The organism is Alphaproteobacteria bacterium, assembly GCA_041396705.1.
Taxonomy (GTDB): domain Bacteria; phylum Pseudomonadota; class Alphaproteobacteria; order CALKHQ01; family CALKHQ01; genus CALKHQ01.
In genome coordinates, this window is record JAWKYB010000020.1 from 13,646 (window position 1) to 30,797 (window position 17,152).

18 protein-coding genes and 1 tRNA gene are annotated in these 17,152 nt (G+C 70.2%); 8 read left to right on the top strand and 11 right to left on the bottom strand.

Going from position 1 to position 17,152, the window contains the following annotated elements; genetic code table 11:
* Nucleotides 1–2: 2 nt before the first annotated feature.
* The 8 genes from R3F55_22930 to R3F55_22965 form a co-directional block, all read right to left on the bottom strand.
* A complete protein-coding gene (locus R3F55_22930) occupies nucleotides 3–995 on the bottom strand; it encodes a Gfo/Idh/MocA family oxidoreductase (protein ID MEZ5670227.1) in 993 nt (330 codons plus the stop codon).
* Entirely contained in the window at nucleotides 992–1,879 is an 888-nt protein-coding gene (locus tag R3F55_22935) for a sugar phosphate isomerase/epimerase family protein (GenBank protein MEZ5670228.1), read from the bottom strand. Before R3F55_22935 ends, R3F55_22930 begins: the two co-directional genes overlap by 4 nt.
* Nucleotides 1,880–1,937: 58 nt before the next feature.
* Nucleotides 1,938–2,717 carry a carbohydrate ABC transporter permease gene (locus R3F55_22940; protein MEZ5670229.1) on the bottom strand — a complete coding sequence of 260 codons (780 nt, stop codon included), beginning with the start codon at nucleotides 2,715–2,717 and terminating at the stop codon, nucleotides 1,938–1,940.
* Between the two features lie 53 nt (nucleotides 2,718–2,770).
* The gene (locus tag R3F55_22945; GenBank protein MEZ5670230.1) at nucleotides 2,771–3,682 is read right to left on the bottom strand and encodes a sugar ABC transporter permease; all 912 of its coding nucleotides are present in this window, start codon (nucleotides 3,680–3,682) and stop codon (nucleotides 2,771–2,773) included.
* Between the two features lie 58 nt (nucleotides 3,683–3,740).
* Nucleotides 3,741–4,964, bottom strand: a complete 1,224-nt coding sequence (locus R3F55_22950) for a sugar ABC transporter substrate-binding protein (GenBank protein ID MEZ5670231.1) — start codon at nucleotides 4,962–4,964, stop codon at nucleotides 3,741–3,743.
* Nucleotides 4,952–5,950, bottom strand: a complete 999-nt coding sequence (locus R3F55_22955) for an alpha/beta hydrolase (GenBank protein MEZ5670232.1) — start codon at nucleotides 5,948–5,950, stop codon at nucleotides 4,952–4,954. Before R3F55_22955 ends, R3F55_22950 begins: the two co-directional genes overlap by 13 nt.
* Nucleotides 5,947–6,660: a GntR family transcriptional regulator gene (locus R3F55_22960; protein MEZ5670233.1), complete on the bottom strand. Its 714-nt coding sequence runs from the start codon at nucleotides 6,658–6,660 to the stop codon at nucleotides 5,947–5,949. The genes R3F55_22955 and R3F55_22960 overlap by 4 nt, the downstream gene beginning before the upstream one ends.
* A 95-nt stretch (nucleotides 6,661–6,755) precedes the next feature.
* Nucleotides 6,756–7,151 carry a GFA family protein gene (locus R3F55_22965; GenBank protein ID MEZ5670234.1) on the bottom strand — a complete coding sequence of 132 codons (396 nt, stop codon included), beginning with the start codon at nucleotides 7,149–7,151 and terminating at the stop codon, nucleotides 6,756–6,758.
* A gap of 583 nt (nucleotides 7,152–7,734) precedes the next feature.
* On the opposite strand from R3F55_22965, the gene R3F55_22970 reads away from it, so the two are divergent.
* From R3F55_22970 to R3F55_22990, 5 genes are all read left to right on the top strand, one after another.
* Nucleotides 7,735–8,916 carry an extracellular solute-binding protein gene (locus R3F55_22970; GenBank protein ID MEZ5670235.1) on the top strand — a complete coding sequence of 394 codons (1,182 nt, stop codon included), beginning with the start codon at nucleotides 7,735–7,737 and terminating at the stop codon, nucleotides 8,914–8,916.
* Nucleotides 8,917–8,970: 54 nt separating this feature from the next.
* Complete coding sequence (locus R3F55_22975; GenBank protein ID MEZ5670236.1) at nucleotides 8,971–9,840, top strand: sugar ABC transporter permease; 870 nt, start codon at nucleotides 8,971–8,973, stop codon at nucleotides 9,838–9,840.
* The gene (locus tag R3F55_22980; protein ID MEZ5670237.1) at nucleotides 9,840–10,664 is read left to right on the top strand and encodes a carbohydrate ABC transporter permease; all 825 of its coding nucleotides are present in this window, start codon (nucleotides 9,840–9,842) and stop codon (nucleotides 10,662–10,664) included. The genes R3F55_22975 and R3F55_22980 overlap by 1 nt, the downstream gene beginning before the upstream one ends.
* 28 nt (nucleotides 10,665–10,692) lie before the next feature.
* The gene (locus tag R3F55_22985) at nucleotides 10,693–11,535 is read left to right on the top strand and encodes a TauD/TfdA family dioxygenase (GenBank protein MEZ5670238.1); all 843 of its coding nucleotides are present in this window, start codon (nucleotides 10,693–10,695) and stop codon (nucleotides 11,533–11,535) included.
* 73 nt (nucleotides 11,536–11,608) lie between these two features.
* The gene (locus R3F55_22990) at nucleotides 11,609–12,451 is read left to right on the top strand and encodes a TauD/TfdA family dioxygenase (GenBank protein MEZ5670239.1); all 843 of its coding nucleotides are present in this window, start codon (nucleotides 11,609–11,611) and stop codon (nucleotides 12,449–12,451) included.
* A 55-nt stretch (nucleotides 12,452–12,506) separates the two neighbouring features.
* On the opposite strand, the gene R3F55_22995 is transcribed toward R3F55_22990, so the two are convergent.
* On the bottom strand, nucleotides 12,507–13,199 hold the full coding sequence (locus R3F55_22995; GenBank protein MEZ5670240.1) for a class I SAM-dependent methyltransferase: 693 nt from the start codon (nucleotides 13,197–13,199) through the stop codon (nucleotides 12,507–12,509).
* A gap of 83 nt (nucleotides 13,200–13,282) precedes the next feature.
* A tRNA-Ser gene (locus R3F55_23000) sits at nucleotides 13,283–13,372 on the bottom strand.
* A gap of 241 nt (nucleotides 13,373–13,613) precedes the next feature.
* Here R3F55_23000 and R3F55_23005 point away from each other — a divergent pair.
* Nucleotides 13,614–14,867, top strand: coding sequence for a calcium-binding protein (locus tag R3F55_23005; GenBank protein ID MEZ5670241.1), 1,254 nt, complete (start codon nucleotides 13,614–13,616; stop codon nucleotides 14,865–14,867).
* Nucleotides 14,868–14,888: 21 nt separating this feature from the next.
* Here R3F55_23005 and R3F55_23010 read toward each other — a convergent pair whose 3' ends face one another.
* Entirely contained in the window at nucleotides 14,889–15,791 is a 903-nt protein-coding gene (locus tag R3F55_23010) for a polyamine aminopropyltransferase (GenBank protein MEZ5670242.1), read from the bottom strand.
* A 443-nt stretch (nucleotides 15,792–16,234) separates the two neighbouring features.
* Here R3F55_23010 and R3F55_23015 point away from each other — a divergent pair, with 443 nt between their 5' ends.
* Both R3F55_23015 and R3F55_23020 read left to right on the top strand, forming a co-directional pair.
* Nucleotides 16,235–16,492: a DUF1344 domain-containing protein gene (locus R3F55_23015; GenBank protein MEZ5670243.1), complete on the top strand. Its 258-nt coding sequence runs from the start codon at nucleotides 16,235–16,237 to the stop codon at nucleotides 16,490–16,492.
* 313 nt (nucleotides 16,493–16,805) lie between these two features.
* Nucleotides 16,806–17,060, top strand: coding sequence for a DUF1344 domain-containing protein (locus tag R3F55_23020; GenBank protein MEZ5670244.1), 255 nt, complete (start codon nucleotides 16,806–16,808; stop codon nucleotides 17,058–17,060).
* The last annotated feature ends 92 nt before the right edge of the window (nucleotides 17,061–17,152 follow it).

Here is a 17,152-nt window from a genome sequence, read left to right on the forward strand (position 1 = left end):
GCTCACACCTGCGCCACCATCCGCTCCAGGTTCGCCATTGCCGCCACGCCGTCGGCGATGGTCGGGGCGTCGCTCGGCTCGCCCTTCATCGCCGCCACGGCGGCGGCGATCAGGGCGCTGTAGCCCTTGTGGTCCTCGTTGGCGGCGGCGGTGAAGTTCGGGGTCCAGCTCAGCGTGTCGGCGGCCGGGTCGAGGGTGGCGTCGGCCCGGTCGGCCTTGAACGGCGGGTCGCGGTAGTAGGCGACGTTGATGACGTTGTCGATCTCGACCCGGCGGTGGTCGCCCATCACCTGGACGAACTCCATCGGCGTGCCGCGCGACTGTATTGTGCCCATCACCATGGTGCCGATGGCGCCGGAAGCGCAGGCGAAGCCGACGTGCAGCAGCAGCCGGCCGGGCGCCGGCTCGGCCTTGCGCACGCTCATCTCCACGATCGGGCTCATCGCCAGCCATGGCATAAGGTCCATGTAGTGGACGCAGTGGTGCAGGAAGAAGCCGTTGTAGTCGACGGCGCCGGCGAAATAGGTTGGCGCGGTCATGTAGGTGCCGACGACGCCCAGCACCGGGCCGAACGCCGGGTCGGCGATCACCGTGCGGGCGATGCGGTTGCCGGTGGCATAGCGCTTCATGAAGCCGACCACGACCGGCTTGCCGGCCCGCTCGGCGGCGGCGGCCACCGCTTCGGCGCCGGCGCGGTTGGCCGCCGGCGGCTTTTCCATGAACACCGGCAGGCCGCGGCCGAGCGCGGCGATGCCGGCCTCGCCGTGCAGCTCCGGCCCGACCGCCATGAACACCCCGTCCAGGCCCGGGTGCGCGAGCAGCGCGCGCCAGTCGCCATAGGCGGCGCCGACGCCATAGGTCGCCGCGACCCGGCCGGCGGCCGCGGGGTCGCGGTCGCAGACGGCGGCCAGCTGCACGTCGTGGCGGCCGAGCTGGGGCAGCAGCATCTGGGTCGCGTGGCGGCCGCAGCCGATCCAGCCGATACGGAAGCTCATCGCCCGCGCCCCGCCATCGCCAGGCAGGCGCGGATCAGCGCCAGGCTGGCCTGCAGCGGGACGGTCTCGTCGTCGAGCGGCGGCCGCCAGGCGGCCAGCGACACCGCGACGCGCTCGTCCTCGCGGCGGAACGGCTCCAGCGAGATCGGGCCGCGATAGCCGACCTCGGCCAGCGCGCCCGTCACCGCCGGCCAGTCGATGTGGCCGGTGCCGGCGAAGCCGCGATGGCTCTCGTTGGCCTGGAAGTGGACGATGCGGCCGCCGGCGCGGCGGATGGCGCCGGGGATCGACGGGTCCTCCATGTTCATGTGGAAGGTGTCGAGCAGCAGGCCGAGCGCCGGGCTGCCGACCGCATCGACGATGGCGATGCCCTGTGCGGTGGTGGAGCAGATGTCGGTCTCGAACCGGTTCAGCGGCTCCAGCGCCAGGGCGACGCCGGCATCGGCGGCACGGCCGACGACGGCGGCCAGCCCCTCGAGCGTGCGTGCCTCGCGCGCCGCCCGCTCGGCCTCGTCGACCGGCGCCGGCGCGCGGCCGGCGAACACCAGCGGCTGGCCGTAGAGCGGGCCGCCGACGATGCGCGCGCCGACCGCCTGCGCCGCCGCGACGCAATGGCCGAGATAGGCGACGCCGCCTGCGCGCGCCGCCGGGTCGGCGCCGGCGATGTTGCGCTGCAGGTTGACGCGGGCGGCGAGCACGACGTCGAGGCCGGCGTCGGCCACCGCGGTGCGCACCGCGGCGAGATCGAGGTCGTCCTCCGGCTCGGGCACCAGCAGCTCGACGAAGTCGAAGCCGAGCGCGCGGATGCGGGCGAACAGCCCGAAATGCTCGCGCCGGAACGGGCGCACGAACTGCATGGAGATCAGGCCGATGGGGTTGGTCACGGTGGCGTCGGTCCTTCCGCTCGGGTCATGGCGTCTCTGCGTGGCGGGGCGCATCGGCTCAGCCCTTGACCGCGCCCTGGGTCAGGCCGCTGATCAGGCGCTTCTGGATGATCAGGAACAGCACGGTGGCCGGCATCGCGCCGACGATGCCGCCGGCGGTGAGCAGGCCCCATTCGATCTGGTACTCGCCGATCAGGGTCTGGATCGCGACGGTGATCGGGCGCACGTCCGAGCCGCCGAGGGTGAGCGCGTAGAGATACTCGTTCCAGGCGGTGATGAAGATGTAGATGCCGGTGGCGACGATTCCGGGCGTGCACAGCGGCAGGATCACGCGCCGGAGCGCGCCGAGCCGTGTGCAGCCGTCGGTCATCGCCGCCTCGTCCAGCTCGGTCGGGATCGCGTTGATGTAGCTGGTCATCATCCAGACCGAGAACGGGATGGCGACGGTGGCGTTGGCGACGATCAGCGCGGCGTGGGTGCCGATGATGCCGAGCCAGCGCATCAGGATGAACAGCGGCAGGATCAAGAGCACGATCGGGAACATGTTGATCAGCAGGAACTGCAGCAGCAGCAGGCGGCGGCCGGGGAAGCGGAAGCGGGAGAACGCATAGGCCGCGGTCACGCTGAGCGTCAGCCCGACCGCAACCGTGCCGCCGGCAATAATCAGGCTGTGCAGCAGGTTGATCTCGAAGCCGACCGTGCGGAACAGCCGCTCGTAGTTGGCGACGGTGGCGTCGGCCAGCGACGGGCCGGTGGTGAACAGCTGCTCCTCCGGCGTCAGCGAGGTGACCGCCATCCACAGATAGGGCCCCAGCGCGAAGCCAAGGATCAGCAGCATCGGCAGGTGCAGGGTGACCAGCCGTGCAGGCGCGAAGGCGGTGGCGCCGCGGCTCACTGGATCGACCGTCCGGCGCGGCGCAGATAGACCACGACGAAGCCGAGCAGCAGCAGGGTGAACAGCACCGCCAGCGCCGAGCCGTAGCCGTAGTCCAGGTTGGTGCGCGCCTTGACGAAGGCATAGAGCGGCAGGGTGTAGGTGGCATAGCCGGGTCCGCCGCCGGTCATCACGAAGATCACGTCGATCGAGTTGGCGACCCAGATCACCCGCAGCAGCACCGCGGTGGTCAGCACGCCGGCGATGCCGGGCAGGGTGATGTGCCAGAACTGGCGCAGCGTGCCGGCGCCGTCGATCGCCGCGGCCTCGTAATAGGTCGCCGGTATCGACTGCAGGCCGGCCAGGATCATCACCGCGAAGAACGGGAAGCCCTGCCAGGTGAGCGTGAGGATGATGGCATAGAGCGCGGTGTCCGGATCGGCCAGCCAGGGCACCGACTGCCGCAGGATGTCGACCCGGAGCAGGAACTCGTTGAGCACGCCGTAGTTGGAATCGTAGATCCAGGCCCACATCAGCGCGATCACGACGCTGGGCAGCGCCCACGGCACGATGATCAGCGCGCGGGCCAGCGGCCGCCACCAGAACTGGCGGTTGAGCAGCAGCGCGGTGGCCAGCCCCAATAGCAGCTGGGCCGGCACCGTCAGCCCGATCCAGATCGCGGTGTGCCACAGCGCGGTCCAGAACACCGGGTCGCCCAGCGCGGCGACGAAGTTGTCGAACCAGACGAATGCGATGGCGTTGGGCTTGAACAGCACATAGTCGTGCAGACTCATCCACGCCGCCTGCAGCATCGGCAGGAACACGATCGCCAGCGTGACCAGCACGGCCGGCGACAGCAGCGCATAGGGCAGCACATGGCGGCCGAGCGAGCGGCCGCGGCCGGCGCGGAGCGTGGTGGCGATGGCCATGGTGGCGGCGTGGCGCGGGTGCGGGATGCGCCGGCGGCGCACCCCGCGGGTCTCGTCCCTACTGTGCGTTGAACAGGGCGTCGATCTCGGCGTTCATCTCCGCCGCCCCGATCTCGCCGGTCAGCGCGCGCTGCATCGCCACCGGCCACACCGTGTTGACGAAGTCGGACGTCGCCGCGACGTTCGGCAGCAGCCGGGCATAGGGCAGCGAGGCCACCGTCGCCTCGACGAAGCGCGTCTCATGCCGGTCCCACGTCGCCGAATCGGTCCGGGTCACCGGCAGCTGGCCGGTCGCCTCGTTGAAGCGGGCGTTGGCGCCGGCGCTGGACAGGAAGGCGATCCATTCCCAGGCCGCGTCCTTGTTCGAGGCCGACGACAGGATCGCGGTGGATTCGTCGCCGAAGGCGGTCCAGTGGCCGCCGCCGCATTCCGGCACGGGCACGGCGGAGACCTTGTCGCCCAGCGCCTCGACCATGCCGGCGGACGAGCCGATGTGGTGGATGGTCATGGCGGTGACGCCGGCCTGGAACGCGCCGACGATCTCCTGGAAGCCGTCGTTGGGGGCCGACGGCGGGAACACGCCGTCCTCGCGGAACAGGTCGACGACGAACTGGGTGCCGGCCACCGCGGCGTCCGAGGTCATCTCGCCGGGCCCGAAGCCGACGCCCTCGCGCGACAGCACCAGGCTGGCCCAGTGGTCGTGGCCGCCCTTGCCGCCGCGGAAGCCGAAGCCGTAGACGTCGGTCTGGCCGTCGCCGTCGGTGTCGCGGGTCAGCGCCTGCGCCGCGGCACGGAACTCGTCGCAGGTGGTCGGCGGCTCGAGGCCCAGCTCGGCGAACATGTCGGCGCGGTAGTAGAGGTAGAGCACCACATACTGCACCGGCATGTAGTAGGTCTGGCCGTCGCTGGCCGCGGTCAGCTCGAACAGGTTGTCGAGGATGTCGTCGCGGCCGGCCCAGGCGGCGACGCGGTCGCCGATCGGCTCCAGCGCGCCCATCTCGATCAGCCGCGGCTGGGCGAACATCTTCACCATCGCCGCGTCGGGCGCGTTGCCGGCGACGATCGCGGTGTAGAGGTTGTCGTAGTAGCTGTTCCAGGGAACGTTCTCGGCCTCGACGGTGATGTCGGGGTGGGCCGCCTCGAACTCCGCGACCAGGTCGGACATCGGATTGTCCGGGTTGTCGAAGTGGTACCAGAAGCGGACGGTCTCGGCCGCCGAGGCCTGGCCGGCCATCAGGGCCAGGCCGGCGGTCAGGGTCGCGCCGGTGATCAGGGTGCGCATCGCGGTTCTCCTCCCTTTTGTGGTTCGATCGTTGCAGGCAAGCCCGCCATCTCGCGAAAGGCCGCGCCGGCCTCGGCGAAGGCCGCGCGGGCGGCGGCCAGGGACGTGGTCATCTGCATGAAGCCGTGCACCACGCCGGGAACCACGGTCAGGCGGTCGCGGCGGCCGAGCGCCGCCAGCCGGCCGTGCAGCGCCGCGCTGTCGGACCGCAGCGGGTCGATCTCGGCAGCGTTGAGAAAGAGCGGCGGCAGCGCGCGCAACGCGTCGTCGCCGGCATGGATCGGCGCGGCCAGCGGGCTCTCGCGCTGCGCTGCGGCCGGCGCATACCAGTCCCAGTAGCGCATCATCTTGGCGCGGGTCAGGCCAGGCCCGTCGGCGCACTGGCGGTAGGACGGCGCATCGAAGTCGGCCGCATAGACGCCGTAGAACAGCAGGGCGCAGTGCGGCAGGGGTCGGCCCGCGGCGAATTCGTGCAGCATCAGCGCCAGCGCCAGGTTGGCGCCGGCGCTGTCGCCGGACACCGCCAGCGGGCCGCCGCCATGCAGGTCCACGGCCGCCGCGGCGCCGCGCCAGACCGCCACGCAGTCGTCGAGCCCGGCGGGGAACGGATGTTCCGGCGCCAGCCGGTAGTCGAAGGTCGCGACCGCCACGCCGCAGGCCAGCGCCAGCATCCGCGCCGCGCGCTCGTGGGTGTCCGCGCTGCAGAAAGCCCAGCCGCCGCCGTGGATGTAGAGCAGCAGGCCCGGGCCGGCGTCCGGCGGCGTCAGCAGCCTGAGGTCGCGGCCGGCGCATGCGACCGTGCGCACGTCGGCCATCGGCGGCAGCTCGACGTTCCAGCGCCGGTTGGTGCGCGCGGCGAGTGCACGGCCCTCGCTCGGCGGCAACAGGGTCGGGTCGCCGAGGCCGGCGTCCTCGACCGCCAGCCGGTCGAGCACCAGCCGCATCTCGGGCGACGGCAGCGGCGGCCGCGGGGCGGTCGCCGTCATCGCGTCCGCGCCGCCGGGACCACCGGGTCGAACAGGTGCGGCCCGAGATCGAAGATGGTGGTGATGTGGTGCGACAGCGCGGCCGCGGCGCGGTCCGGGTCGCCGCTGTCCAGCGCCTCCAGGATGGCGACGTGCCGCTCGGCGGTTTCGGCCAGCGCGCGCGGGCCGTCGGCGTTGAGGATCTTGTAGCGGTGATTGTGGATCAGGCAGCGCTGCAGGATCGGCTGCACCGTCGGCAGGCCGGCCGCCTCGTGCAGCGCGAGGTGGAAGGAGCGGTCGTGCTGCGACAGCAGATACTCGTCGTCGGCCCGCGCCGCCGCCCGCATGTCGTCGATCAGCCCGGCCAGCGCGGCGCGCAGGGCCGGATCGTAGCGCTCCAGCACGCGCACCACGCCGCGGCATTCGATGTCGTGGCGCAGCCGGACCAGCTCGCCGGCATCGTCGGCGGTGCAGTCGCAGACATGGGTGCCGCGGTGGGCGGCGCGCTGCACCAGGCCCTCTTCCTGCAACAGCAGCAGGGCCTCGCGCACGGTCCCCTGGCTGCAGCCGAAGCGCTGGGCGAGCTCCAGTTCCAGCAGCGGCGTGCCCGGCTTGAGCAGGCCGAGCACGATGTCGCGCTGCAGCCGGCCAAAGACCACCACGCTGCGCCGGCCGCCGAGCGGCCGGTCCGCATGGGCCGGCATTCCGGGCGAGAAGCTCTCGACGGCCACCTGGCGCGTTTCCCTATCGTTATCGTTATCGATAATTGATGGCGATCGCTTCGGCGATGCAAGCGAAATCGGATCGGCGGCCGGGCGACGGCCCGCTAGAACCACATGTCCTTCACGCAGCGGCCGTCGCGCGGCAGGTCGTCGAAGGCGTCGAGCCCGTCGAAGTGATCGATCGGCAGCGCGGCGACGCTGGCGGGGTCGTCGACCAGGCGCAGGTTGACGGCGATGCGCCGGCGCCCGTCCGCGCCGGCTGCCATGCCCCGCCAGGCCGCGACGCAGCCGCAGGTGGGACAGAAGTGGAAGCCGATATGCGCCCCGCCGCGGGTATAGACCCGGGTCGGGCCGTCCAGCGCGATCTCCTCGCCCTCATAGCCATAGGCCCACAGTGTGCCGTAGCGGCGACACACCGTGCAGTTGCATGCCGTCGTGCTCTCCAGCGGGCCGTCGAACCGCCACCTGACCGCGCCGCAGTGGCATGAACCGTCGAGCATCGGATCCTCCCGCACATTCGCCACACCGGGGCGGACTTCCGCATCGCGCAGGCCGCCCGACGGCACGATAGCAGCAATCCGCCCTGCGCCCGCAACGCCGATGCCATGCGAATGCTCCGGCCGGGTGTCCGCCACGACCGGCGCAATTGCACCTGGCAACGCGATCGGACGGCGGGCCAGCCGGCCGCTGAGGCGGCGCCGTGCCCGATCGCCGGCCACGGAGTGCAGATCCGGCCGGTCCCCGGCGTCGATGGCCGGTTTCGATGCAATGACCGGTTCCGGCGCGCATGCCGGGTTGCCGTGTCGCGCTCGCGGATCGACCGTCGCCGCCGCCGACCGACCATCCGGGGATGTCGGTTCGAATCGTTTCAACGGCTTGACTCGTCCGGTGGCCGCCTTCTTACTCAACGGGGCCCGTGATCTGAAACGAAAATCCGGGTACAGGCGGCCGCGGAACGATCGCGATTCCGGGGCCGAATAAAGAATTGGGGAGGATCAGATGCGTGCATTCGGTCGTGTCTCACGACAACATATCAATTCGACACTGGCGGCTGTGCTTGGCGCTGGCCTTGCAGCCGGTGCGATGACGGCACCGGTGCTTGCCCAGGACACGGTCCACATGATCAGCCACCGCTATCCGGCGCTGGAGTATTATGCCGAGCGGATGAAGGAGGCTGTGCCCGGCGTCGAGGTCGACACCCAGCTGATGCCCCACGACCGGGCGATGGAGCTCGCCAACATCGCGATGTCGAGCCAAGCCGACACCATCGACATCCTCTATCTCAACGATAGCACGTTCCTGACATTCGCCAAGAATGGCTGGCTGCTGCCGCTGGACGATCTCTGGGCGCAGTACACCGAAGAATTCGGGCTGGACGACATCCCGCAGTCGGTGGTCGATACGTTCACCTACGACGGCCACATCTACGTGATGCCGCACACGATGAACACGCAGATGTTCTTCTATCGCAAGGACCTGTTCGAGGAGGCGGGCGTGGCGCCGCCCACCACCTTCGAGGAATACCGGGCCCTGGCGGAGCAGTTCAACAGCCCGCTCAGGGCCGGCACCATCAGCTGCCAGAAGCCGGTCGACGCCGGGCTCAACGAGACCCACTGGTACATCAGCGCGCTCAGCGACGGCTGGTTCGACGCCGACATGCACCCGATCTTCAACAACGCCTCGGGCGTCGCCGCGATCGAGATGCTCGACGCGATCACCGACAACGCCCAGCCCGGCTTCACCTCGGCCGCGAACGACGAGTGCACCATCGCGCTGCAGCAGGACGTGGCGGTGATGGGCATGCAGTGGGCGACGCGGGCGGCCGCCATGGACGACCCGGAGAAGTCCAACGTGGTCGGACTGATCGACTGGGTGGCGCCGCCGCAGGGCCACCATCGCATCGCCGCCGACGGCTATGCGATCTCGGCCTTCTCCGGCCAGGACCCGGACCTGCTGTTCCGCATCATCGCGACCTCGGCCAACCAGGAGAACATGCGCGGCGCGGCCGCCATGATCCTGCCGCCGCGCGCGTCGCTGCTGAACGACCCGGACCTCGCGGCGAACAACCGACACTATGCGGCGGCGCTGGCGTCGCTCCAGGTCGGCGAAGCCTTCCCGCGCCTGCCCGAGTTCTACGAGGTCGGCGAGTTCATCACCCGCCGGGTGCTCCAGGCCCTGACCGACGAGATGTCGGTGCAGGAGGCGCTCGACGCCGCCGCGAAGGAGACCGAGGAGCTGCTGGCCAGCCGCGGCTACTACCAGTAATCCGGCCGGACAGCTCGATCCCAGGACGGGCCCCAGGACGGGGCGGGGAACGCGATGCAACTGCAGCGCCGCCTGTGGCTGTTCCTCGTCCCGAGCCTGCTGGTCCTCACCGCCGTCCTGCTCTGGCCGCTCGCCTACGCCTTCTGGCTGAGCCTGCACAACTACTACCTGGGCAACGCGGTCAAGACCTGGGTCGGCCTGGACAACTACATCACGCTCCTCGGCGAGGAGCGGTTCTGGGCCACGCTCTACCGAACGGTGGTGATCGTCGGCTGTGCGGTGACGCTGGAGTTCGTGGTCGGCCTATTGGTCGCCTATGCGCTGTACAAGCTGCGCCACGGGACCAAAACCTTCAGCCTGCTGCTGTTCCTGCCGCATATCGTGACCCCGGTGGTGGCGGCGCTGTTCCTGCGCTGGATCTTCATGGGCCGGTGGGGGCTTCTCGACGGCATCCTGATCAGCCTCGGCATCTTTCCGCCGGATTGGCTCGGCGATCCCCACTTCGCGCGGCTCACAGTGGTCCTTGCCGACGCCTGGCAGTTCACGCCGTTCATGATCCTGGTGCTCTATGCCGGGCTCAACACCGTCGACAAGAGCCAGATCGAGTCCGCACAGATGGACGGGGCGGGCAACTGGCGCCTGCTGACCGAGGTGATGCTGCCGGCGATCCGGCCGCTGATCTTCTTCGTGCTCGCCGTGCGGACGATGGATGCGTTCCGCTTCTTCGACTCGATCTATGTCATGACCGCCGGCGGCCCCGGCACCGCCACGGAAACCATCACGCTGTACACCTACGCGCTCGCCTTCCGCGTGCTCGAGGTCGGCAAGGCGTCGGCGCTGGGCGTGCTGACGCTGCTGATCGTGGCCGGGCTGGTGGCGCTGATGATCGCCGTGCTCTACCGCAAGGAACGGGGGGCGTTCTGATGAACAGCCGCGCCAGCACCCAGGTGGTTCTGTTCCTCGGGCTCGCCGTGTTCACGGCGATCAACCTGACGCCGATCATCTGGGCCTTCCTCACCTCCATCAAGCTGCCGGTCGACGCCTTCGCCGTGCCGCCGCGGCTGTTCTTCGAGCCCACCTTCGCGTTCCACGAGCAGGTCTGGGTGGAGAAGGACTTCTGGAAGTTCCTGATCAACAGCGTGGTGATCTCGGTCGCGACCGTGCTGATCTCCGTGCCCATCGGCACGATGGCCGCCTACGCCCTGTCGCGGATGCGCAACGTCTCGACCCGCGGGCTGCTGTTCGGGCTGCTGGCGATCCGCATGTTCCCGCACATCCTGCTGGCGATCCCGTTCTTCGTGCTCGCCACCTTCGTCGACCTGATCGACACCTACGGCGTCATGGTGCTGGCGCTGGTCGCGATCAACCAGCCGTTCACGATCTGGCTGATGCGCAGCTTCTTCGTCGACGTCCCGATCGAGCTCGACGAGGCGGCCGTGATCGACGGCGCCAACCTGTGGCAGGTGTTCACCCGCGTCGTCGTGCCGGTGGTCCGTCCCGGGCTGTGGGTGACGTCGCTGTTCAGCATGCTGCTGGCCTACAACGAGTTCCTGTTCGCGCTGGTGCTGACCGGCCCGGACACCAAGACCCTGCCGGTGGCGATCGCCGAGTATGGCGGCGAGGACATCAACTACTGGTCGCTGTCGGCGGCGGCGGCCATCGGCATCATGCTGCCGATCGTCGCCTTCATGATGCTGTTGCAGCGCCACCTCGTCCGTGGCATCGCCTTCGGTGCGGTGAAGGGGTGAGCGCAATGGTCCGGGGAGGGACCGCGCGATGACGTATGACCACATCGGGGTCGCGCCGATCAGCCCGGCGCTGGGCGCGGAGATCACCGGCGTCGACCTCGGCGCCGATCTCGGCAACGAGGTCTTCTCCGAAATACACCGCGCCTTCGTTGCCCATTCGGTGATCTTCTTCCGCGGCCAGACCATCACGCCGGAGCAGCAGATCGCCTTCGCGCGCCGGTTCGGCCCGCTGAGCGAAATCCCGTTCATCACGCCGTGGGCGGACCATCCTGAGATCGTGCGCGTGATCAAGGAAGCCGACGAGGGCGCAAAGTTCAATTTCGGCGGCAGCTGGCATTCGGACTTCAGTTTCCTGCCGCGCCCGCCGATGGCGTCGATGCTCTATGCGGTCGAGTTGCCGCCGGTGGGCGGAGACACGCTGTGGGCGAGCATGTACAGCGCGTATGAGCGTCTGTCCGACGGCATGCGCCGCCTGCTCGACGGCTTGCAGGTGGTCCATAGCGGCCTCGGCGCCTACAAGCGGTCGGAGGACCTGCGGTCGATGAAAACCGTCACCGACGCCCGCGCCGAAACCGAGGTGCTGCATCCGGCCGTGCGCACCCATCCGGACAGCGGCCGCAAGGCCCTGTTCATCGACCCGGCCTACAGCAGGCGCTTCGCCGACATGACCGAGGCGGAAAGCGCGCCGCTGCTGAACTGGCTGCACGAGCAGGCCGTGCAGCCGGAGAACTGCATCCGCTTCCGCTGGACCCCGGGCACGCTCGCCATATGGGACAACCGCTGCCTGGAGCACTGGGCACTGAACGACTATGCCGGCCACCGCCGCGAGATGCACCGGATCACCATCGCGGGTGAGCGGCCGTATCACTGACGAGGCGCGGGGGCGCGTGGCCGGGCGGAGGGGCCCGGCGCCCCGCGTGGAGCGAGAGGGAGGAGTCCGCACGATGCGCTACGACCACATTCGGGTGGAGCCGATCAGCCCGGCGCTCGGCGCCGAGATCAGCGGCGTCGATCTGAGCGGGGACCTCGGCAACGAGGTGTTCGCCGAGATCCACCGCGCCTTCCTGGCCCACTCGGTGATCTTCTTCCGCGGCCAGACGCTGACCCCGGAGCAGCAGATCGCGCTCGCCGGCCGGTTCGGTCCGGTCAGCGAGATTCCCTTCATCGAGCCCTGGGCCGAGCATCCGCAGATCGTGCGCGTGATCAAGGAGGCCGACGAGGGCGCCAAGTTCAACTTCGGCGGCAACTGGCACACCGACTTCAGCTTCCTGCCGCGGCCGCCGATGGCGTCGATGCTCTATGCGGTCGAGCTGCCGCCGGTGGGCGGCGACACGCTGTGGGCCAGCATGTACCTGGGCTACGAGGCGCTCTCGCCCGGCATGCGCCGCATGCTCGACGGCCTCAACGTCATCCATTCCGGCGCCAAGTCCTACAAGAAGTCGGCCGACCTGCGCTCGATGAAGACCGTGACCGACGAGCGCGCCGAGGTCGAGACGGTGCACCCGGCGGTACGCACCCACCCCGATACCGGCCGCAAGGCGCTGTTCACCAACCCCGGCTACGCCACCCGCTTCGTCGACATGACGGTCGCGGAGAGCGAACCGCTGATGAACTGGCTCAACGAACAGGCGGTACGGCCGGAGAACTGCATCCGATTCCGCTGGAGCCCGGGCACGCTGGCGCTGTGGGACAACCGCTGCCTGCTGCACTGGGCGCTGAACGACTATGCCGGCTGGCGCCGCGAGATGCACCGCATCACGATCGAGGGCGAGCGGCCGTTCCATTGACGGCCGCCGTCGACCGCCGCGATGCCCGGGCGACCCGCCGATGCAAGGGCGGCGCCTATTGCGGGTTGCAGGCGACCCAGCCGCGGAAGGTGAAGCCGGCGTAGAACAGATCGACGCCATGGAAGCCGGCTTCCCTTAGCAGCGCCGCGTCGCGCTGCGGGCTCAGCACCGGCAGGCGGGCGGCGATGGCGTCGGCGGCGCTCCGTGCCTGCGCGGCCGGCACGCCGGACGCGGCGGCGAAGGCGGCATAGTGGGCGAGCCACGCCGCCTTGTCGCCTTCGGCCTGCGGGAAGCTGTGATGGGCGACCACCAGCGGCGCGCCGGGCTTCAGCCGGCGGCGCAGGCCAGCCAGCGTTGCCAGGCGCTCCGACTCCGGCACGAAGTGCAGGGTCAGCAGGCACGTCGCCCCGTCGAACGGCCGGTGAGGCGCGGTGTCGATCAGGCCCTGGTGCAGGTCGACGCGTTCGGCCAGCGGGCCGAGCATGCGCGCCGCCAGCGCCAGCATCTCGGCCGACGGGTCGACGCCGACGAAGCGCAAGCCCGGATGCCATTCGGCGAACGCCTTCAGCTCCAGCCCGCCGCCCGCCCCGAGGACGAGGATGCGGGCATCGCCGCCGCAGCGCTCCGCCAGCAGCAGCGCCGCCATCCGCTGCAGGTCGCGAAAGCCGGGCACGAGCCGGACCGGCCCCTCGGCATAGCGCGCAACCGCGGCGGGGTCGCTGAACGACGAGACGGGTGAGGCGGACATGGCATGTCCTCGCCGGCGCGCCGGTCGATATCGCTACCGACGACCGGCCCGACCGCGCGAGGCGCTGCTTGGTGACGGCGCAGTGGCGGAGAGGGAGGGATTCGAACCCTCGGTACGCTTGCGCGCACAACGGTTTTCGAGACCGCCCCGATCGACCACTCCGGCACCTCTCCGCGGGGCACGCGCGGGCCGGGTGACGGCTCGCGGCGCGGTGGCGGACCATAGTCAAAGCCCCGGCCGGCCGCAAGTCCATCCGCTATCGGCTCGCCGGTGCGGGCGCGATGGCAGAAGCGGCGGGATTACCGCGTGTTCGTTTGACTCGGCCGCGGCCGCGGCGGAGGCTGGGGCCAAGGCGACGGGCCGCTCGGCGGCGTGGGGCGCGCCGACGCGATCCTCTGTCCGGGAGCCGCCGCCATGTCGCAAGCCCCATCGCCGCAGGGCACCCCTGCATCGCTGTCGTTCACCTTCCACGGCGTCGTCGAGACCGTCGCGACCGAGTTCCCCAACCGCGGTGCCGCCGGCTTCGGCTTCGCGGAGGGCGAGCACGTCACCGCGACGTTAGCGCTGAGCGGCGCCACCGCGGCGGGGGCGGCAGCCGCCGTCGGCGGCGGCACGGTCTTCGTGCCCGTCGACCCGGACGAGGTCGCGCTCGACGTGCCGATTCCACGGCGGGTCAACTGGGACGAACGGTTCATCGCCGGCACGTTCGACGAAGCCGACACGGCCTTCCTGCCGGACGTGTTCCTGTTCGCGGCCGCGGCGCTCGACCGGCCGCTGGACGGGCTGAAGTTCCTGCTGGCCAACGGCGACCTCGATCCCGACGGCCCGAACGGTCGGGTCGACCAGTCGGAATACCGCATCCGCCTGACCGACGACGACGACAACGAGGCGGCGATGAACGGGCTGTGGCTGCCGGACGGGGTCGCGCTGAACCGGGTCTACGGCACGGCGGACGCCGACATCCTGCGCGGCACCGGCGATCTCAACGCGATCTGGGGCCTGGAAGGCGACGACCAGATCCTGGTCAAATCCGGCGTCGGCTATGCCTGGGGCGGGTTCGGCGACGACACCATCAAGGGCAACGACGGCGGCGACGTGCTGATCGGCTGGTCCGGCGACGACAGGATCCTCGGCCGCCGCGGCGACGACAGCCTGCTGGGCGGCGACGGCAACGACCTGCTGCGCGGCGAGCCGGGCGACGACGTGCTGCGCGGCGGGCGCGGCGACGACAGCCTGAAGGGCGGCAGCGGCGACGACCTGCTGTTCGGCGACGACGAGGCCGACATCCTGCAGGGCAACGACGGCACCGACAGCCTGGACGGCGGCTTCGGCGACGACACGATCGACGGCGGCAGCGGCGACGACGTCATCGTCGGCGGCAACGGCGACGACACCCTGGACGGCGGCCCCGGCGACGACCTGTTCCTGTTCGACGTGCGCAGCGACAACGCCGATACCATCCTGGGATTCCGCACCGGCGCGGGTTCGGACGACGTCGTGCGGATCGCGAACTACGCCGGCGACCTGGCCGACCTGTTCGCCGGCGCCTTCGACGGCCCCGACGGCGCGGTGTTCAACCTGCGCGCCGCGCCGGGCTCGTTCGTCGGCCTGACCTTCGTCGGCCGCGCGGTCGCCGACTTCGACGCCGACGACTTCGTGCTGGTCTGACCGCGCCGGCCGGCGCCGGGGTCAGACGAGGCCGAGCCAGCGCCGCTGCCACGGCGGCAGGGCGAAGGCCGCGCGATGGACGGCCGGGTCGTAGTGCCGGCCGGTATGGGCGGCAACCGGCTCGGCCAGCGAAGCGCCGTCGCGGCTGTAGAGGAAGAAGCAGAAGTCGGCGCCGGGGTAGAGCGGCACCTTCTCGCGATAGACCTGCATGTGCGGCAGCAGCCCGGTGCGGCGCATCGCGTTGACCAGGTTCTCGCCGCCGGCGCTGACCTCCTGCAGGAAGCGGCCGCCGTTGCGGTCGAGGAAAATGCTGTCGGAATCGACGATCACGCCGTGCGGCGCCACCAGCGCGCACAGGTCGGCGAGGAAGGCCTCGGTGAACAGGTTGGCCGACGGGCCGACCGGCTCGGTCAGGTCGAGCAGGATCACGTCGTAGATCTCGCCGCGGGCGCGGGCGTCGCGCACCGGCCCGGCCGCGTCGGCCACGATCAGCTGCACCCGCGGGTCGTCGTAGGCGCCGTTGACGCCAAGATAGCGGTTGGACAGCTCGATCACCCGCCGGTCGATCTCGACCATCGTCACGCGGGCGACGAAGTCATGCACCAGCGCCTCGCGCAGCGCGCCGCCGTCGCCGCCGCCGATGATCAGCACCGCGGCGTCGCGGCGCGCCCGGCCCAGCAGCGGCACGTGCAGCGCCATCTCGTGATAGATGAACTCGTCGGCCTGCGAGGCCTGGATCAGGCCGTCGAGCACGAGGATCCGGCCATAATCGGCATGTTCGAGGATCTCGATGGCCTGATACGGGCTCTGCTCGCGGTGCAGTCGTCGCACCTCCAGCGAGAGAGCGGCGGGGATGGCGTCGCTGCGCTCGCGCCACCAGAAGGGCGGCGACGGCGCCTCGGCGGCTGACGGGTCCTGGGTCATCGCGCGGTGATAGACCGAGCGGCGCTGCGCCGCATCAGATTCCTTGCGGCACCACGCGCGAACGCGCCGCGATCGCCCGATGGACGTCGGCACGCCGATCGCACGATCGAGGGAAGACGCCACCCTGCCGCCCTCATCTTCGGAGTCGCGGTCCGCCGGCCCGGGTCGGAGCAGGTCGGGTCCGCAAGTGAATTATCGACCAGACCGCAAGATTGGATCCTAGATTACACAAATAAAATATTGCGAGCGAATAATGAATGCAAAATGAAATGGATTTACTTTGAAAACATCCGGCACGCCCCCTAGCTGAGTGCGGCGAGGCGAGGGCGTTCTTCCGGTCGCGATCTTGGCGGTCGCCGGCCGGTGCCTGGATCGCCTCTGCAGCAAGGCACGGAATCGGCCGGCAGGCATGCCGGGGCGTGCCGCATCACTTGGAGGACGCAATGATTCGTCAATTCGCACTTCCCGCCGCCTTGGTCGCGCTCGCGGTTTCGGCGCCGCTGGCCCAGGCCGAGGAGGCATCGGGGGTGGTGATGGCGGTGGATGTCGCCAGCCAGACCCTGACCCTGGAAGACGGCACCGTGTTCCAGCTGCCGGCGGGCTGGAACGACCCGGCCGTGGTGCCCGGTGCCCTGGTCGCGGTGACATACGAGACCGAAGGCGACGTTCACATGGCCAGCGCGGTCGAGGTCTCCAACTAGGCGGGCCGCAGGCGGGCGGAGGGCTCCCTCCGCCCGCCGTGCCGCCGCGGCTGCCATAAATGGCCGCGCCATCACATAGCGAAGCGGGCGGAAGGGCAACCTTCCGCCCGCTTCGCGTTCGACCGTGCGTCGTTGCCGGCCGGCGAGCCGGGGCGCGTTGCCGCCACGCCTTCGCCACATTCCGGCGCTCCAATCGCGATCGGGCGGACGGCCGGTCGTTCCGGCGCTTGCCGGCGGCGGTACAGCGCGACGCCGCGCCCGGCCAGGGCCGAAGCAAGGCCGCTCGGCCGCCCGAACGAGAGGGGAGCGGAACATGCGCCGTTTCATCGGTCCGGTCATCGCCGCGGCGATGCTCGCGTCGGTGCCGTTCGTGCTCAGCGACGAAGCCACCGGCGTCGTCCGCGACGTCAATCCGGTCGAACACACCCTGACGCTCGAGAACGGCATCGTCTTCCAGCTGCCGGCCGACCGCATCGGGTCGGACGTCGCGCCCGGCCAGCGCGTGCGGGTGAAGTACGAATCGCGCGGCGGCCACAACGTTGCCAGCGACATCGTCCTCGATATCTGAGCGCGCGCGGCCGCTGTGCAAGCGCTGCCGCGGTGCCCGGCACCGCGCCGCGATCTGGATCGGCCGATGCCGAGGTCCTATGGTCCGGGGCA

Excerpts from the sequence above, each read along its gene's own strand:
- R3F55_22985 (MEZ5670238.1), top strand. The coding sequence starts at position 10,693 with ATGACGTATGACCACATCGGGGTCGCGCCGATCAGCCCGGCGCTGGGC.
- R3F55_22965 (MEZ5670234.1), bottom strand. The coding sequence starts at position 7,151 with ATGCTCGACGGTTCATGCCACTGCGGCGCGGTCAGGTGGCGGTTCGAC.
- R3F55_22930 (MEZ5670227.1), bottom strand. The coding sequence starts at position 995 with ATGAGCTTCCGTATCGGCTGGATCGGCTGCGGCCGCCACGCGACCCAG.
- R3F55_22980 (MEZ5670237.1), top strand. The coding sequence starts at position 9,840 with ATGAACAGCCGCGCCAGCACCCAGGTGGTTCTGTTCCTCGGGCTCGCC.
- R3F55_23010 (MEZ5670242.1), bottom strand. The coding sequence starts at position 15,791 with ATGACCCAGGACCCGTCAGCCGCCGAGGCGCCGTCGCCGCCCTTCTGG.
- R3F55_23005 (MEZ5670241.1), top strand. The coding sequence starts at position 13,614 with ATGTCGCAAGCCCCATCGCCGCAGGGCACCCCTGCATCGCTGTCGTTC.
- R3F55_22990 (MEZ5670239.1), top strand. The coding sequence starts at position 11,609 with ATGCGCTACGACCACATTCGGGTGGAGCCGATCAGCCCGGCGCTCGGC.
- R3F55_22995 (MEZ5670240.1), bottom strand. The coding sequence starts at position 13,199 with ATGTCCGCCTCACCCGTCTCGTCGTTCAGCGACCCCGCCGCGGTTGCG.
- R3F55_22945 (MEZ5670230.1), bottom strand. The coding sequence starts at position 3,682 with ATGGCCATCGCCACCACGCTCCGCGCCGGCCGCGGCCGCTCGCTCGGC.
- R3F55_23020 (MEZ5670244.1), top strand. The coding sequence starts at position 16,806 with ATGCGCCGTTTCATCGGTCCGGTCATCGCCGCGGCGATGCTCGCGTCG.
- R3F55_22940 (MEZ5670229.1), bottom strand. The coding sequence starts at position 2,717 with ATGCTGCTGATCCTTGGCTTCGCGCTGGGGCCCTATCTGTGGATGGCG.
- R3F55_23015 (MEZ5670243.1), top strand. The coding sequence starts at position 16,235 with ATGATTCGTCAATTCGCACTTCCCGCCGCCTTGGTCGCGCTCGCGGTT.
- R3F55_22955 (MEZ5670232.1), bottom strand. The coding sequence starts at position 5,950 with ATGACGGCGACCGCCCCGCGGCCGCCGCTGCCGTCGCCCGAGATGCGG.
- R3F55_22950 (MEZ5670231.1), bottom strand. The coding sequence starts at position 4,964 with ATGCGCACCCTGATCACCGGCGCGACCCTGACCGCCGGCCTGGCCCTG.
- R3F55_22970 (MEZ5670235.1), top strand. The coding sequence starts at position 7,735 with ATGACGGCACCGGTGCTTGCCCAGGACACGGTCCACATGATCAGCCAC.
- R3F55_22975 (MEZ5670236.1), top strand. The coding sequence starts at position 8,971 with ATGCAACTGCAGCGCCGCCTGTGGCTGTTCCTCGTCCCGAGCCTGCTG.